14 protein-coding genes and 1 tRNA gene are annotated in these 14,491 nt (G+C 59.6%); 5 read left to right on the forward strand and 10 right to left on the reverse strand.

What is annotated here, in order from left to right; all coding sequences use genetic code 11:
• Nucleotides 1-196: 196 nt before the first annotated feature.
• The 10 genes from spo0A to OGM67_01925 all read right to left on the reverse strand — a co-directional run bounded on the left by spo0A (nucleotide 197) and on the right by OGM67_01925 (nucleotide 8,956).
• Nucleotides 197-955: a sporulation transcription factor Spo0A gene (gene spo0A, locus OGM67_01880; GenBank protein UYJ35116.1), complete on the reverse strand. Its 759-nt coding sequence runs from the start codon at nucleotides 953-955 to the stop codon at nucleotides 197-199.
• 287 nt (nucleotides 956-1,242) lie between these two features.
• Complete coding sequence (spoIVB, locus tag OGM67_01885) at nucleotides 1,243-2,445, reverse strand: SpoIVB peptidase (GenBank protein UYJ35117.1); 1,203 nt, start codon at nucleotides 2,443-2,445, stop codon at nucleotides 1,243-1,245.
• 122 nt (nucleotides 2,446-2,567) lie between these two features.
• Nucleotides 2,568-2,651, reverse strand: a tRNA-Leu gene (locus OGM67_01890).
• Nucleotides 2,652-2,696: 45 nt separating this feature from the next.
• Complete coding sequence (locus tag OGM67_01895) at nucleotides 2,697-3,437, reverse strand: class D sortase (protein UYJ35118.1); 741 nt, start codon at nucleotides 3,435-3,437, stop codon at nucleotides 2,697-2,699.
• Nucleotides 3,434-4,000, reverse strand: coding sequence for a Fe-S-containing hydro-lyase (locus tag OGM67_01900; GenBank protein ID UYJ35119.1), 567 nt, complete (start codon nucleotides 3,998-4,000; stop codon nucleotides 3,434-3,436). Before OGM67_01900 ends, OGM67_01895 begins: the two co-directional genes overlap by 4 nt.
• On the reverse strand, nucleotides 4,000-4,218 hold the full coding sequence (locus OGM67_01905) for a hypothetical protein (protein ID UYJ35120.1): 219 nt from the start codon (nucleotides 4,216-4,218) through the stop codon (nucleotides 4,000-4,002). Before OGM67_01905 ends, OGM67_01900 begins: the two co-directional genes overlap by 1 nt.
• A 3-nt stretch (nucleotides 4,219-4,221) precedes the next feature.
• Nucleotides 4,222-5,061: a fumarate hydratase gene (locus tag OGM67_01910; GenBank protein UYJ36177.1), complete on the reverse strand. Its 840-nt coding sequence runs from the start codon at nucleotides 5,059-5,061 to the stop codon at nucleotides 4,222-4,224.
• A 2-nt stretch (nucleotides 5,062-5,063) separates the two neighbouring features.
• Nucleotides 5,064-6,239, reverse strand: coding sequence for an NADP-dependent malic enzyme (locus OGM67_01915; protein ID UYJ35121.1), 1,176 nt, complete (start codon nucleotides 6,237-6,239; stop codon nucleotides 5,064-5,066).
• Nucleotides 6,240-6,387: 148 nt separating this feature from the next.
• A complete protein-coding gene (locus OGM67_01920) occupies nucleotides 6,388-7,584 on the reverse strand; it encodes a cation diffusion facilitator family transporter (GenBank protein UYJ35122.1) in 1,197 nt (398 codons plus the stop codon).
• Between the two features lie 79 nt (nucleotides 7,585-7,663).
• Nucleotides 7,664-8,956 (reverse strand): adenylosuccinate synthase, encoded by a 1,293-nt coding sequence (locus OGM67_01925; protein ID UYJ35123.1) that lies wholly within the window; start codon nucleotides 8,954-8,956, stop codon nucleotides 7,664-7,666.
• A gap of 236 nt (nucleotides 8,957-9,192) precedes the next feature.
• Here OGM67_01925 and OGM67_01930 point away from each other — a divergent pair, with 236 nt between their 5' ends.
• The 5 genes from OGM67_01930 to OGM67_01950 all read left to right on the forward strand — a co-directional run bounded on the left by OGM67_01930 (nucleotide 9,193) and on the right by OGM67_01950 (nucleotide 14,471).
• Nucleotides 9,193-10,392: an FKBP-type peptidyl-prolyl cis-trans isomerase gene (locus OGM67_01930; GenBank protein ID UYJ35124.1), complete on the forward strand. Its 1,200-nt coding sequence runs from the start codon at nucleotides 9,193-9,195 to the stop codon at nucleotides 10,390-10,392.
• A 144-nt stretch (nucleotides 10,393-10,536) separates the two neighbouring features.
• Nucleotides 10,537-11,466 carry a homoserine O-succinyltransferase gene (gene metA, locus OGM67_01935; GenBank protein UYJ35125.1) on the forward strand — a complete coding sequence of 310 codons (930 nt, stop codon included), beginning with the start codon at nucleotides 10,537-10,539 and terminating at the stop codon, nucleotides 11,464-11,466.
• A 2-nt stretch (nucleotides 11,467-11,468) separates the two neighbouring features.
• A complete protein-coding gene (locus OGM67_01940) occupies nucleotides 11,469-12,257 on the forward strand; it encodes a glycosyltransferase family 2 protein (protein ID UYJ35126.1) in 789 nt (262 codons plus the stop codon).
• Between the two features lie 149 nt (nucleotides 12,258-12,406).
• Entirely contained in the window at nucleotides 12,407-12,946 is a 540-nt protein-coding gene (locus OGM67_01945; GenBank protein ID UYJ35127.1) for a sigma-70 family RNA polymerase sigma factor, read from the forward strand.
• A 16-nt stretch (nucleotides 12,947-12,962) separates the two neighbouring features.
• The gene (locus OGM67_01950; protein UYJ35128.1) at nucleotides 12,963-14,471 is read left to right on the forward strand and encodes a hypothetical protein; all 1,509 of its coding nucleotides are present in this window, start codon (nucleotides 12,963-12,965) and stop codon (nucleotides 14,469-14,471) included.
• Nucleotides 14,472-14,491: the final 20 nt, after the last annotated feature.

Below are 14,491 nucleotides of genomic sequence, written 5' to 3' on the forward strand. Positions count from 1 at the left end.
TTTGATGGGTTCTTTAGGGCAAATGTCATACTTTGTATAATACCGCGAAATCCTGTCCGCTGCTACGCCGGAAGCTATGCGGCAGAACCTGCTGAATAAGTTTCCTGTAATATTCGGCACAAATTTCGTCTGCGTCAAAAAAGCTGCGCAGGCAGGTGTTTTCCTGTCTGTGCAGCTTTGGTAAAGATTGCGCCCATTATGCGTGGCGCTTTTTATCCAGACGGATCTTGTCCGAGATCATGGCAATAAATTCTGAGTTCGTGGGCTTGCCGCGGAGATTGTGGATCGTATAGCCGAAGTAGCTGTTCAGCGTGTCTACATCACCGCGATCCCATGCTACCTCAATGGCGTGGCGGATGGCACGCTCCACGCGGCTGGCGGTGGTCATGTTGCGCTTGGCAATCTCCGGATAAAGGCGTTTTGTGACGGCATTGATGTAGCCGTGGTCCGCGATGGTCAGCAGGATGGCATCGCGCAGGAACTGATAGCCCTTGATGTGGGCCGGCACACCGATCTGGTGCAGAATCTCGGTGACCGTCAGCTCGTCACTGTCGAGCGAGGTAAGCTGCGGGCGGGCTGTGTTGCCTGCCGCCTTCAGCACACGGCTGACCAGCACGGTCTCGTCAAACGGCTTGACGAAGAAGAACGAAAATCCGCTGTCCAGCAGCTCCTGCTCGATCTCCTCGCTCTGGAAGGCCCCGGTAACGAAGAAGGTCGTGCGGGTGCTGCTGGTGTTCTGAGCCTCGTAGCGCTGCTTGACAGTGATGGCGTCCAAGTCCGGCATAAAGGCATCCAGCAGCACAGCCTGCGGATGGATCGTCAGCAGGGTCTCCAGCGCTTTGGCACCGTTCTTTTCGCAGATGGTCACTGAGACGCCCTTTTCCTCCAGAACATGGCGGCAAAGTGCAGACACCTGCGGGTCCGTGTCGGTCATTACAAATTTGATCTTTTCCATCGTCACATATCCTCCATACTTTCTGAGTTGCGCGTTGTCCGCGCATCGATCCCGTTTTGATGGGCTCCTCGTTTACAATGGAAATTTTACCATAAATTACCAGCTTTCGCAAGTGGTTCGACACGACTTTTCTCTTATTTAAGCAAACTTTCGTTCGACAGCTTTCTCTCTTTTTCGCCGTATTTCGGCACAGATTTACACAATCCTGCTCAATTTTACGCTTTTTGCACGCTTCCGGCTGCAGGGCGCGGCGGTCAGGCCTTTTTCTGCTTTTCCCGGCGGTGAAGTCAGGCGGCAGCGTCTGCCTTTTCCAGCATCGTTGCCGCAAAGATCGCATACCCCTTCGCAGGGTCGTTTACCAGCACATGGGTCAGCACTGCGGCAAGGCGGCCGTTCTGCACAATCGGTGAGCCGCTCATTCCCTGTACGATACCGCCCGTCTTTTCAAGCAGCGTCTGATCGGTCACGCGGATCAGCAGATTGCGGTTTGGGTCTGTTCCTGTCATGGTCATCCGCTCAATGCGCACTGCATAGGCTTTGGCGGCCGTTCCCTCCACGGTAGCCCAAAGCTCGGCGGGGCCTGTGGTGACCTCCTGCAGGTTGGCAACCTCCACGCTTTGCCCCGCTGCCGGGCCGCTGTAGCTGCCGTACACCCCCGCCGCATCGTTGGCCAGCACTCTGCCGACCGGCGATGCTGCAAACTCCCCGCGCAGCTCGCCCGGGCTGCCAGCAGCGCCGCGGACACAGCCCGTGACCGTCACAGGCACGATCTCACCGGATAGCAGTGTCAATTCCGCGCCGGTGTCGGCATCGCTGATGGAATGGCCCAGCCCGGCAAAGGTGCCGTGCAGGGGGTCGATAAAGCTGAGCGTCCCGATACCCGCCCCCGAATCCCGCACCCAGATGCCCGCCTTGTAGCAGCCGTTCTCGTCCCGAGTCGGCGTCAGCACCGCCGTACATTGGCTTTCGCCGCGTCTGTAAAGCACAGTCAGCGGCGCACCGCCCGCCGCCTGTATGGCGCTGGTCAGATCCTCATTGCTGCGCACCGGCTGCCCGTTTGCCGAGATGATGAGATCCCCCAGCCGCAGCCCCGCCGCCTTGGCGGGATTCTCGCTGCCCAGCGCCGTGTACCGGTCAGAGAATGCCACGACCAGTGCGCCATCGGAAAACAGCTTGACCCCGAAGGGGGTACCGCACAGCTGCACCGTGCGCCGCGCCGTGGTGACTGCGCGCACCGTCTTGACAGGAACCACCCCGAACAGTGCCAGCGTAACATTGCTGCTTGTGTCGGGCGCGGTGCTGTCCGCAGGCACAGCGCCCTGCTTGTTGCGGGCAGAAAGGTACGGCAGCGAAGCGATGCGCAGCTCTGCTGCCGGTTCATCGGTATAAAGTGTATCCGGCAAAGCCGCTGCCAGCCCGGCAATGACTGCCGTTCCCAGCAGTGCCAGCAGCGCAGCCGCTGCCGCCGCCAACCGCCATTTTCTTTGCATCTGCATCCCTCACTTTGGGATAGCATGTGCAGCCAACAGACAGATTATGTCGGCTATTCTTCACAAGACAACAAAAAAACAGCGCAGATAAGCAATTATGCCAATCTGCGCTGTTGTTATTATGGTGCAGCCAACAGGACTTGAACCTGCACGTCTTGGACACTGGACCCTAAAACCAGCGCGTCTGCCAATTCCGCCATGGCTGCACAGCAGTATTAGTGTAGCAACTTTGGCGTGTTTTGTCAATGGTCTTATTCCGCCGTATCGGCCGGAATGACGCCGCTTGCATCGGCGCTGACAGGGTCGGCATAAACGGCATAGCGCTGGGTCGTGTGGGTCAGGATACCGAAGGGATAGCAGGTGTACAGGATGACGCTGGGCTCGGTTGCCCCCAGACGCACCTTGTCAATGTCGGTTTCCAGAATGACCTGCATGTCGGTCACCTGATAGGTGAAATCACCCCAGTCGGTTTCCAGATGGATTATTGCCCCAAGCTGAACTGAACCGAGGTCTGAGAAGTAGGTACCGGTATGCGCACCGATCAGAACGGTGCCGTTCTCGCCGGGCAGCACGCAGTCACTCTCTGCGCGGCAGCCGGCGCCCCGGCTGAACTGGCTCTCGCTGTCGCCCCAGTAGAGCGCACAGTCCACCTTGGTGCCCTCGACCCAGATGCGGCCCAATTTGTCCCCGTAAGCAACTGTGTCATGCGCGGCCTGCGCGGCATCGACCTGCTCCTGCCGCTTTGCGGCGGCTGCCTCCGCTGCCAGACGCTCCACCTCTGCGGCGCTTGCGGCCTCGCTGGCAGCGCGGGCTGCCTCCTCCTCGGCTGCTTTTGCGGCAGCCTCACTGGCTGCTGCCTGACTGGCCGCAGCGGCAGCTGCCTCGGCCTCCCTCTGCCGGTTCTTGGAGAGAACCAGCGCCGCACCGATGCCGATGCAGACCGCCAGCGCCAGCGCGCAGAGGGCAAGACATCTCGTCAGCCGGGGGTTCATGTGCGGCTCTCCCGAGCGGCAAGGTAGGCGGCAGGGCCGCTCTGGTAGAGATCGCCGCCGTGGGCGTCCAGCAGAACGGTCAGCGGGAAATCCCGGACGACCAGCCTGCGCACAGCCTCGCAGCCCAGATCAGGCCATGCGATCACCTCGCAGCTCTGGACGCTGTTGGCCATAAGGGCACCGGCCCCGCCGATGGCCGCCAGATAGACTGCGCCGTTCTGCACGACTGACTGCTTGACGGCCTCGCTGCGCTTGCCTTTGCCAATCATACAGGCAAGGCCAAGATCGAGCAGCCGCGGGGTGTAGGCATCCATCCGGCCTGAGGTCGTTGGCCCGGCGGCACCAATGGCACAGCCCGGGCGCTCCGGCGTGGGGCCGACATAGTAGATTGCTGCGCCCTCGATGGGGAACGGCAGCGGCTTGCCCTGATCGAGCAGCTCCATCATGCGGGCATGGGCGGCATCGCGGGCGGTGTAGACCACCCCGGACAGCAGCACGGTATCTCCGGCCTGCAGCGGGGCCAGATCCGCCTTGGAAAGCGGTGTTTGTAAAATATATTGCATCAGCGGCCCTCCTGTTCCCGCGCGCGGCGGCGCAGCTCCTTATATTCCTCATGGTGGCGGTTGACAAATTCCAGCTCTGCCATCGTAATGTCGAGCTGCTCGGCGCGTTTGCCGTCCTCATCCAGCGGGATGTCTATGCGGGAGGCTTTTCTTTCCTGCGCAGGTTGTGCCTTTTCCTCCGTTTCGTCCAGCGGAATATCAATGGTCGGTTTCGGCATCGGTTACACCTCCCGGCTGGCGCGGCGGGTCACATGGCAGCTGATGTTGACTGCGACCGGCAGGCAGGCCACATGGGTGGGCTTTTGCTCAATGGCAACGCCCAGACAGGTCGTGGCACCGCCAAAGCCCTGCGGGCCGAAGCCGGTCGCGTTGATGGCGTCCAGCAACTCTTTTTCCAGCGCAGCGTAATACGGGTTGGTGTTCGGCTTGTCCAGCGGGCGCAGCAGCGCCTTTTTGGCAAGGGCTGCGCAATGGTCAAAGCTGCCGCCGATGCCGATGCCCAGCACAATGGGCGGGCAGGGGTTGGCCCCTGCCTGCTCCACCGTATCCAGCACAAATTTTTTCACGCCCTCCACGCCGTCGGCAGGCTTGAGCATGGCAAGACGGCTCATGTTCTCACTGCCGGCGCCCTTGGGGGCAACGGTGATCCTGCAGCCGCTGCCGGGGACGAGATGCACGGTCAGGAACGCCGGCGTATTATCCCCTGTGTTGACGCGCTGCAGCGGGTCCGCTGTGATGGACTTGCGCAGAAATGCCTTTTCATAGCCGCGGCGCACGCCCTCGTTGACGGCCTCCGTCAGATCGCCGCTGATGTGGGCGTCCTGCCCCAGCTCGATAAAGACACAGGCCATGCCGGTGTCCTGACAGATGGGCAGTTCCTTATCGGCTGCCACGACCAGATTTTGCTGCAGCAGACCGAGTGTCTCGCGGGCGAGCGGCCACGGCTCGGCAGCCTCAGCCTGATCGAGCGCCGCCTTCACATCGGAGGGCAGCTTTGTATTTGCTTCGATGCAGAGCGCCTCCACCGCATCGGTGATGGCAGCAGCAGAAATTTCACGGATGCTCATACGCGCGCCACGCCGCTTTCCCGTGCAGCCTGTGCAACGGCTGCGGCTACGGCATCGGCCACACGGGGGTCGAACGCCTTAGGCAGAATGTTTTCCTCGTTCAGCTCATCGTCAGGGATGAGGCCCGCAATGGCCTTGGCGGCTGCCATCTTCATGGCGGGGTTGATGTCCCGGGCGCGGACCGAGAGCGCACCCTTGAAGATGCCGGGGAACGCCAGCACATTGTTGACCTGATTCGGGAAGTCGGAGCGGCCGGTGCCGATGACCCGGACGCCCGCCTGTTTGGCAAGGTCAGGCATGATCTCGGGCGTGGGGTTGGCCATGGCAAAGACGATGGCATCCTTTGCCATTGTGGCGGCCAGCTCGGGGGTAAGTGCCCCCGCAATGGAGGTGCCGATAAAGATGTCAGCGCCTTTGATGGCCTCCGCCAGACCGCCGGACAGCTTTTCGGGGTTTGTTTCCTCGGCCAGCTTGCCCTTGTGACCCTCCAGCCCGGCGGGGCGGCCGGGCAGCAGGATGCCATGCTCATCGACCGCGATGATGTTTCTGGCACCCGCGACCTGCAGCATGTGGATGATGGCTGTGCCGGCGGCGCCGGGGCCGTTCTGGACGATCTTGACATCCTCGATGCGCTTGCCGACGACCTTCAGGGCGTTGAGCACACCTGCCAGCACGATGATGGCGGTGCCGTGCTGATCGTCATGGAACACGGGAATCTCAAGGTCGCGTTCAAGCTCTGCCTCAATCTCAAAGCACTCCGGGCTGCGGATATCCTCAAGGTTGATGCCGCCGAAGGTCGGCGCAATGGCCTTGACCGCTGCGATGACCTCCTCCTTCGTCTTGGCGTTCAGGCAGATGGGGAACGCATCGACACCACCGAACTCCTTGAACAGGACGCACTTACCCTCCATGACCGGCAGACCGGCCTCGGGGCCGATATTGCCAAGCCCCAGCACGGCAGTGCCGTTGGTGACTACGGCCACGGTGCGGCCCTTCATCGTGTAGGTGTAGACATCGTTGGGATTCGCCTTGATCTTGCGGCAGGGCTCAGCCACGCCGGGGGTGTAGGCGGTGGACAGCGCATCGCGGTCCTTACATTCGCAAAGGCTCTGTACGGCGATCTTGCCGGGGAATTTGCTGTGGAGTTCAAGCGCGGCTTTGTTATAGTCCATGGGGATACCTCTCCTTACTATATAATTTTACTTTCCGTAATGGTGCTCGGTAGGGGCCGGACATGTCCGGTCCGCAGCCTTGCCGCCAAATCGCTATGGATTTTATGTTGAGGGCAGGATATGCCCTGCCCCTACAGAGTTACTTCTTTTATTCATGGTGTATCGGCGCATAGTCCGGTTCCAATTTTATGACACAGAAATGATCAGGCCATTTTTCCTGTACGGAATTGCGCAGGGCGCTGACAAGCTTGACACCGCGGTGCTGCTTGTCGGTCATGTACTCGGCAGGCACGGCGCAGTCAAAGATTACATTGGTATGGGTCGGGCCGGGCACGATGCGCAGGTCGTGAATGTTCGCCAGCGGCTCAAGCTTGCGGATCTCCTGCTGCAAGAACGCCTTCAGCTCGTCCGCATGGGGGTCGCCGGTCACGACCGGGTCAAAGTGTATCGTGGCAATCAGGCCGTCCTGCACCAGCAGGTCGCGCTCAATGCGGTCAATGACATCATGGCTGTGCATGACATCATCCTTGGAATCCATTTCCAGATGGAAGCTGACCAACCGGCTGCCGGGGCCGTAATCGTGGATCATCAGATCGTGTACGCCCAGCACACCGGGGTAGCTCATTGCCTTTTTTTCGATATGCTCGACCAGCTCCGGGTCGGGTGCCGCACCGAGCAGCGGATTGATGGTATCGCGCACAAGTGCAGCGCCGCTGTACAGGATGAATGCCGCCACGCCAAGGCCCATCAAACCGTCCAGACGGGTAAAGCCGGACAGCTTTGTCAGCACGGTGGCAGCAAGGACCGCGGCTGTGGTGATGACATCGTTGCGGGCATCGGCGGCGGTGGCCAGCAGAGTCTCGGACTCAATGTCCGTGCCGATTTTGTGGTTGAGCCTTGCCATCCAGAGCTTGACAAGGATGGAAGCCGCCAGCACCGCGACCATGACCCAGTTGAAGTCCACGGCCGTGGGGTGCAGCACCTTTGCAAAGCTTTCCTTCAGCAGCTCAACGCCGATGACGAGGATCATGACCGAGACAGCCAGCCCGGCCAGATACTCATACCGGGCGTGGCCGTAGGGATGCTCTGAGTCGGCCGGGCGCGCGCCAAGCTTAAAGCCAAGCAGACTGACGATGTTGGAGCTTGCATCAGACAGGTTGTTCATACCGTCGGCGGTCACGGCCACACTGCCGGTCAATACGCCGACAGCGATCTTGCCGCCAGCCAAGAGCAGGTTGCATACCACGCTGACGATGCAGGCCAGATTGCCGTAGGCCGTGCGGACGGCGCGGTCCTCGGTCTTTTCATGGTTTTTGATAAAGGTTTTTATCAGAAATTGTATCAAACAGGAACGCCCCTTTTTAGAAAACGGCAGACCGTGTCAGGGTCTGCCGTTTGTATGGATAGTATTGATCGGGCGCGATTTAGTCGCGGACGATGCAGGCGTCGCGCTCGGGTCCGACAGAGATGTACTTGATCTTGCAGCCGACCAGCTCCTCCAGACGCTTTACATAGTCCTGAGCAGCCTTGGGCAGGTCCTCAAACTTGCGCACACCGGTGATGTCGCAGTGCCAGCCGGGCACGGTCTCCACAACAGGCTGGGCATCGTCCAGCGTCTTGCCCATCGGGAAACGGGTCGTGGTGGTGCCGTCGGTCAGCTTGTAGGCAGTGACGATGGGCACCTGCTCCATATAGTCGAGGACATCGAGCAGGGTCAAGGCCAGCTCATCGCAGCCCTGACACTGAACACCGTAGCGGCTTGCCACAGCGTCAAACGGGCCGACGCGGCGGGGACGGCCGGTGGCAGCGCCGTACTCGTGGCCGTGCTCACGCAGCATGTCCTTCTCGGCCTCGGTCATAGCCAGCTCAGTGGTGAAGGGACCCTCGCCGACACAGGAGGAGTAAGCCTTCATGATGCCGATGGAAAGGTTCAGCTTGTGGCCCGGGATGCCGGCGCCGATGGGGGCGTAGGCAGACACGGTGTTGGAGGAAGAGGTGTAGGGGTAGATGCCGAAGTCGATGTCGCGCAGTGCGCCGAGCTGGGCCTCGAACATGATCTTCTTGCCCTCGCGGTCGGCCTTGTCGAGGTAGTCGCCCACATCGCAAATGTAGGGGGCAAACAGCTTGGAATATTTCTCGCACCATGCCCACATCTCGTCAACGCTGACGGGCTTCTGGCCGTAGATGTTCACCATCGTCAGGTTCTTGGACTCAACGATCGTCTCCAGACGCTTCTTGACGCCGGCGTCCATGTGGACGAGGTCGCCCATGCGCAGGGTCTTTTTCATGTATTTATCGCCGTAGCTGTAGGCGATGCCGCGCTTGGTGGAGCCGAACTGAGCGCCGGTCTTGGACAGGCGCTCCTCCTCAAGGCCGTCCTGTGCGACATGGAAGGGCATGGTGATGGTCGCGCGGTCGGAGATCTTCAGGTTCTTGGGGCTGATCTCAACACCCTTCTCGGTCAGGGAGGCGATTTCCTTCTCGAGGTGCTCGGGGTCGATGACCATGCCGCCGCCCATAACGCAGACAACGTCGGGGCGCAGAATGCCGGAGGGAATCAGGTTCAGGACGAATTTGCCGCGCTCGTTCTTGACGGTGTGGCCGGCATTGTCGCCGCCCTGATAGCGCGCAACAATGTCATAGTTCTGGCTGAGCAGGTCGACCATGCGGCCCTTGCCCTCGTCGCCCCAGTTGATGCCGGTAATGGAAGTAAGCATACGTTTCTACCTCTTTTGTAAGTAAATAGGCATTTCAGCCTTTTCCGGAATCCCCGGGATCCGCTGCCGTTTTCTATTATAACATAGCCGTCAAGGGATTGCTATAGCCTTTTTGTACAAGATTTCGCGGCAGCGTTTTCCGTCGGCGGGGTTTTCATCAGATTTTCATTTTACTTTTTCAAAAAAGAGTGTATAATATTGTGGTATGCAATTTTATAAAGAAACAGGAGATACCCATGAAACTGACTCATATCCATCGTCTGATGGCCCTTGGTCTGGCTGTCGGCATGACCGCTGCCCTGACCGCCTGCGGCAAGGGCAAGGACGAGGCAGCTGCCTCCACCGCTGAGACGGCTGCAACCCCCGACACCGCCGCCACCGGCGAGACCGCCGATGATTCTGCCTACGCTTATCTGGCTGACTTCAGCTTTTCCGATGCGTTTGATGAGAACGGCTACCTCAAGGGCGTGACCGCTGCCGACTATGTAAATCTGCCCGATGACTACGCTGACATTACGATCAGCGCTGATCTCGGTCAGGTCAGTGAGGACGACATCACCAACTATATCAACACGAATGTCCTTGCCAGCTTTGCGACCGACACGCAGGTCACCGACCGCGCCGCGGCGGACGGCGATACCGTCAACATCGACTATGTGGGCCGAATCGACGGCGTTGCCTTTGACGGCGGAGACAGTCAGGGCAACGGCTACGACCTGACTCTCGGCAGCGGTACCTTTATCGACGGCTTTGAGGATCAGATCGTCGGCCACACCCCCGGCGAGACCTTTGATGTCACCGTCACCTTCCCCGAAAACTACGGCAACGCGGACCTGAGCGGCAAGGAGGCTGTCTTTGAGACGACCCTGCACTACATCAAGGAGTCCGTCACCCCGGAGCTGACCGACGACTGGGTGAAGGAGAATCTCTCCGCCACGATGAACCTGAACAACATTGACGAGCTGAAGGCGTTTGTCAAGAGCACGATGCTCTATGATAATCAGTCCAGCGAGGTCTACTCCGCCCTGCACGATAAGGTCAGCTACACCGATGAGCTGCCCCAGATTGCGCTGGACTACTACCGCGATGTGCTGCTGTACCGCATCTACACCTACGCGCAGAACTACGGCACCACCATGGACGCCCTGCTTGCCTCCGGCATGATGGGCAGCAGCTATGACAATGTGGACGCCTACCTCAAGGATGCGCACGACAGCATCCGCTCCATCACCCAGCAGGCCCTGCTCATGCAGGCCGTGGCCGAGAAGATGGGCTTCCGCTGCGACACCGCAACGATGAACGCCGATTTCGGCCGCTACTACGGCATGACCGACCCCACCCAGTATGTGACCGCCTATGGCGAGAACTATGTCAAGATGAATGTGCTGCAGAGCGATGTGATGCAGAACCTCATCGACAATGTCAAATATGAGTAAGCGGTTTTGACCGCCCCATGCCCCCGACACCTGCCGGGGGCATTTTTCTTGCTTTTTGCCGCAAAAGTCTATATAATAGTACCATCCAAACGGGCCGGCACCGCCGCCGCACCCGGATTCTGAGTTAGTAAGGAGTCTTCTCCCATGCCGCTGATCATCCCGAAAAACCTGCCCGCCTATGACGAGCTGCAGCAGGAAAATGTCTTTGTCATGCATCAGGAGCGCGCCATGAGCCAGCATATTCGCCAGCTGCGCATCCTGATCCTCAACCTGATGCCGACCAAGATCGTGACAGAGACCCAGCTGGCCCGCCTGCTGGCAAACAGCCCGCTGCAGGTGCAGGTCACCTTTTTGCAGACTGCCACCCACAGCACGACCCACACCGCACCCGAGCATATGAAGGCTTTTTACAAGACCTTTGATGAGATCCGGAACGAGCGTTTTGACGGCATGATCATCACCGGCGCCCCCATTGAGGATCTGGACTATGAGGCCGTGGACTACTGGGACGAGCTCTGCCGGATCATGGACTACACCAAGGAGAATGTCTACTCAACGATCCACCTTTGCTGGGGTGCGCTGGCGGGCCTGTACTACCATTTTGGCATCCCCAAGGTGCATCTGGACAAAAAGATGTTCGGCGTGTTTGAGCATCGCGTCACCCGCCCGTCCAACCCGCTGGTGCGCGGCTTTGATGAGGTGTTCTATGCCCCGCACAGCCGCTGGGCCGGGCCGGACCGCGCCGCCATTGATGCCTGCGGTGATCTGCGCATTCTGGCGGAGAGCGATACGGCTGGCCCGATGCTGCTCTCGACCGAGTCCGGCCGGCAGATCTTCGTCATCGGCCACCCAGAGTATGACAAGTACACGCTGGACAAGGAATACAAGCGCGATGTGAAGGCCGGCAAGCCCATCAACATTCCCTGCAACTACTATCCCGAGGATGACCCGGACCGCGACCCGCTGTTCCGCTGGCGCGCCCACGGCTACCTGCTCTACACAAACTGGCTCAACTACTATGTGTATCAGGATACGCCGTATGACCTGACCCATCTGGAAGCATTGGAGAAATAATTATGCCGAAAATCAGCGCCTGTATTGTGGCGTACTGCGATTATGAGGAGGTATGCGCCGCGGTGCGCAGCATTCTGCAGCATACCCCCGCCCCTGATTTTGCCCTGTATGTTGTCGATAACGGCAGCCCTGACGGCTGCGGCCAACGGCTGGCTGAGACCGACTTTGGTGATGCTCGCGTTACCGTTCTGCCGCTGGCGCAGAATCTCGGCTTCGGCAAGGGTCACAACGCGGTCATCCCGCGTCTGGACAGTGCGGTGCATTTCATCCTGAATCCGGACATTCTTTTGACCGGGGATGTGCTTGAGCCGATGGCCGACTGGCTGCTGGCCCGGAAGGGCGCTGCCATGGCCACGCCGCAGCTGCGCTATCCGGACGGACGGCTGCAGCACCTGCCCCGCCGCAAGCCCACCCCCTGGCTGCTGCTGGCGCGCCAGCTGGCCCCACGCTTTGGCGGCTGCTTTGCCAAGGCCGATGACCACTACACAATGCAGGACGAGGACCTGAGCGCGCCGCGCCGCATCGAATTCTGCACCGGCAGTTTTATGGCGGTGCGCACCGATGTTTTTAAGGAGATCGGCGGCTTTGACCCCGCGTATTTCATGTATGTGGAGGACGCCGACCTGACCCAGAAGGTACTGCAGAAGGGCACCGTCTGGCTGGCCCCGCAGTTTTCCGCCATCCACGCATGGCACCGCGCCCCGATGCGCGATGCAGGCAAGTTCAAGATGCAGCTTGTCAGCATGGGGCGGTATTTCAAAAAGTGGGGCTGCGGGAAAGGCAAGGTTTGATACCAGCATTGCAAAACAAATGAAAATTGTGCAACCACCCGTTTTTGCGGGTGGTTGTAGTTTTTTTGCGCGGCTATTGTGACATTTCCTGCCGTGCGGCCGTTTAGTGGGTACAAGGCCTTGAATCAGAAAGGAAGAATCACAACGCCATGGAGGATAACAGAATCATAGATGCCCTGCTGGCAGAACCCGAAACGGGGCTGCAGTTGTTGCTGACACAGTACGGCGGGCTGATCCATACCGTCATTTGCCGTATTCTGCCCAACAACCCGCAGGATGCCGAGGAGTGCGCCGCCGACGTTCTGGTGGCAGCATGGAAACACGCAGCCGAATTTAAGCAGCAAAACCGTCTGCTGCGCGCCTGGCTGTGCGTGACGGCGCGCAATGCAGCCATCGACCGTTGGCGGGCGCTGCGGCCCCGACAACAGGAATGTGAGCTGAACGACGAACTGGCGCAGGACTGGATGACCGAGCGCCGCTCCACCGAGGCGGAGGAACTGATTGCCCAACTGCTGACCGAACTGCCGGAACCGGACAGGGAGATATTTTTCCGCCGCTATTATTACAGGGAGTCCTGCCGCGAAATCGGCCGCAGGCTGAACATGCAGGAACATACCGTCAATGTCCGACTTTCCCGCGGGCGCGAAAAGCTGCGCAAACAGTTTGCCGCGCTGCGCAATACTTATTAAGAGGGGGTTGCAGCTTATGCGTAACTATACAGAAAACGCTGATTCCCTGTTGGAACAGTATCCCACAAAAACCATGCCGCTGAGCAAGCAGGAAGAAAAGCGCATCTATGACATGGCGCTGAAAAAAATAGAGAAGGCGGGCAGCTACACGCCGCCCAAGCTGAAAAAGCACCGCCGTGTACCCGTGTGCGTGGCCGCTGCCGCGGCAGCAACCTGTGTGCTTTCGGCAGGCATTGCCGCAGCACCGTATATCAAGGAACTGGCCGGCGGAAAAATCGTTTTTTTCACCGATGCCAAATCGCAGGCACAGGTGCAGAATGTGCTGGACGCCCCGCGCGGCGAGTACGGCGGGCAGCAGACCGATACGGAAGGCCACAATACCGAAATCGGCCAGACGCAGACGCTGGACGGCGTCAACTACACGCTGGACACCGTGTCTATGGACGCCGCCACGCTGGATTGCTTCTTTACCGTAAGCGGTGAGAATGTGATGTCGAAATTTCTGGACGCCGACAGCATCTACCCCGAATGGGAACAGCTCAGCAGCAATACGCCATGGATGGCAGCGCAAATCAACGGCGGCGAGGAAATCTACACGATGCAAAGTGATTTCTACCGGCAGGGTGACGATACCTTCCGGCTGTGGCTGCACTACCAGCTGCCGGAGGAACCGCAGGGCGATACCGTTATGCTGCGCCTGCTCGATTCCCACGCTGCTGCGGGCGAACCGGGACTTAGCTACACAATGGAGCTGAACGGCGAGCAGGTGCGTGCCGGGGCGCGCCGCGTTGCGCCGACGGTGTTGGATTTCGGCATTACCGATGCCCTGCTGGGCGATAACCCCATCACGCTGGACAGCCTGTGTTTCGGCACCGGCAGCGGCAGCCTTGCGGTGCATTCCGAGGCGGATGAAAAATTTGCCGAAACGCACCCCTTTGGTGTGGTAAGCGAGGATGAGGAAAAGAAGCTGCGTGGTGAGGATGCGGACAACCCTGTGATCTTCAACGGCGGAATGATCCTGACCGACGATACGGGGCGGGAACTGCTGCCCAGCTCCCCCGACGGCGTATCCGGCGGTGCTGTTGCCTATACCGTGCCGGCCGAAAATGCCCAAAGCATCACCTTTACCCCCGTGTACCACAGCGGTGTGTACGAATACGAGGAGCGCACCGTGACCGTGGACGAAATGCAGCAGGGCGTTAAAATTGCAACCAGCGATGCGGGCGGCTACACCCTGCAGAACTTTGCCGTGCAGGGGCGGGCACTGACGTGGCAGATGGTACCCTACGGCTATGCGCAGAGCTGTGAGCTGACGCCGCAGGACGAGGAATATATCGACACGAACACCAATTCCTATGCTATGCGCAGCAGCACGGTGGACCCGACCACCGGCATCATCAGCTGCCGCATCGACTACTACACCGCAGACCCCGCGCAGGTAGCAAAAATCAGCGAGTTCCGGTATGTGTTCAGCGGCGGATACCATGCGGACGAAAGCCGTGCTGTCACGCTGCCGTTGCAATAAAGAAAGTCGCCCTTGACAAA

It is taken from the genome of Oscillospiraceae bacterium (assembly GCA_025757985.1).
In the GTDB taxonomy this organism is placed as follows: domain Bacteria; phylum Bacillota; class Clostridia; order Oscillospirales; family Ruminococcaceae; genus Gemmiger.

Excerpts from the sequence above, each read along its gene's own strand:
- OGM67_01915 (UYJ35121.1), bottom strand. The coding sequence starts at position 6,239 with ATGGACTATAACAAAGCCGCGCTTGAACTCCACAGCAAATTCCCCGGC.
- OGM67_01950 (UYJ35128.1), top strand. The coding sequence starts at position 12,963 with ATGCGTAACTATACAGAAAACGCTGATTCCCTGTTGGAACAGTATCCC.
- metA (UYJ35125.1), top strand. The coding sequence starts at position 10,537 with ATGCCGCTGATCATCCCGAAAAACCTGCCCGCCTATGACGAGCTGCAG.
- OGM67_01895 (UYJ35118.1), bottom strand. The coding sequence starts at position 3,437 with ATGAACCCCCGGCTGACGAGATGTCTTGCCCTCTGCGCGCTGGCGCTG.
- OGM67_01930 (UYJ35124.1), top strand. The coding sequence starts at position 9,193 with ATGAAACTGACTCATATCCATCGTCTGATGGCCCTTGGTCTGGCTGTC.
- OGM67_01940 (UYJ35126.1), top strand. The coding sequence starts at position 11,469 with ATGCCGAAAATCAGCGCCTGTATTGTGGCGTACTGCGATTATGAGGAG.
- OGM67_01945 (UYJ35127.1), top strand. The coding sequence starts at position 12,407 with ATGGAGGATAACAGAATCATAGATGCCCTGCTGGCAGAACCCGAAACG.
- spo0A (UYJ35116.1), bottom strand. The coding sequence starts at position 955 with ATGGAAAAGATCAAATTTGTAATGACCGACACGGACCCGCAGGTGTCT.
- OGM67_01905 (UYJ35120.1), bottom strand. The coding sequence starts at position 4,218 with ATGCCGAAACCGACCATTGATATTCCGCTGGACGAAACGGAGGAAAAG.
- OGM67_01925 (UYJ35123.1), bottom strand. The coding sequence starts at position 8,956 with ATGCTTACTTCCATTACCGGCATCAACTGGGGCGACGAGGGCAAGGGC.
- OGM67_01900 (UYJ35119.1), bottom strand. The coding sequence starts at position 4,000 with ATGCAATATATTTTACAAACACCGCTTTCCAAGGCGGATCTGGCCCCG.
- spoIVB (UYJ35117.1), bottom strand. The coding sequence starts at position 2,445 with ATGCAAAGAAAATGGCGGTTGGCGGCGGCAGCGGCTGCGCTGCTGGCA.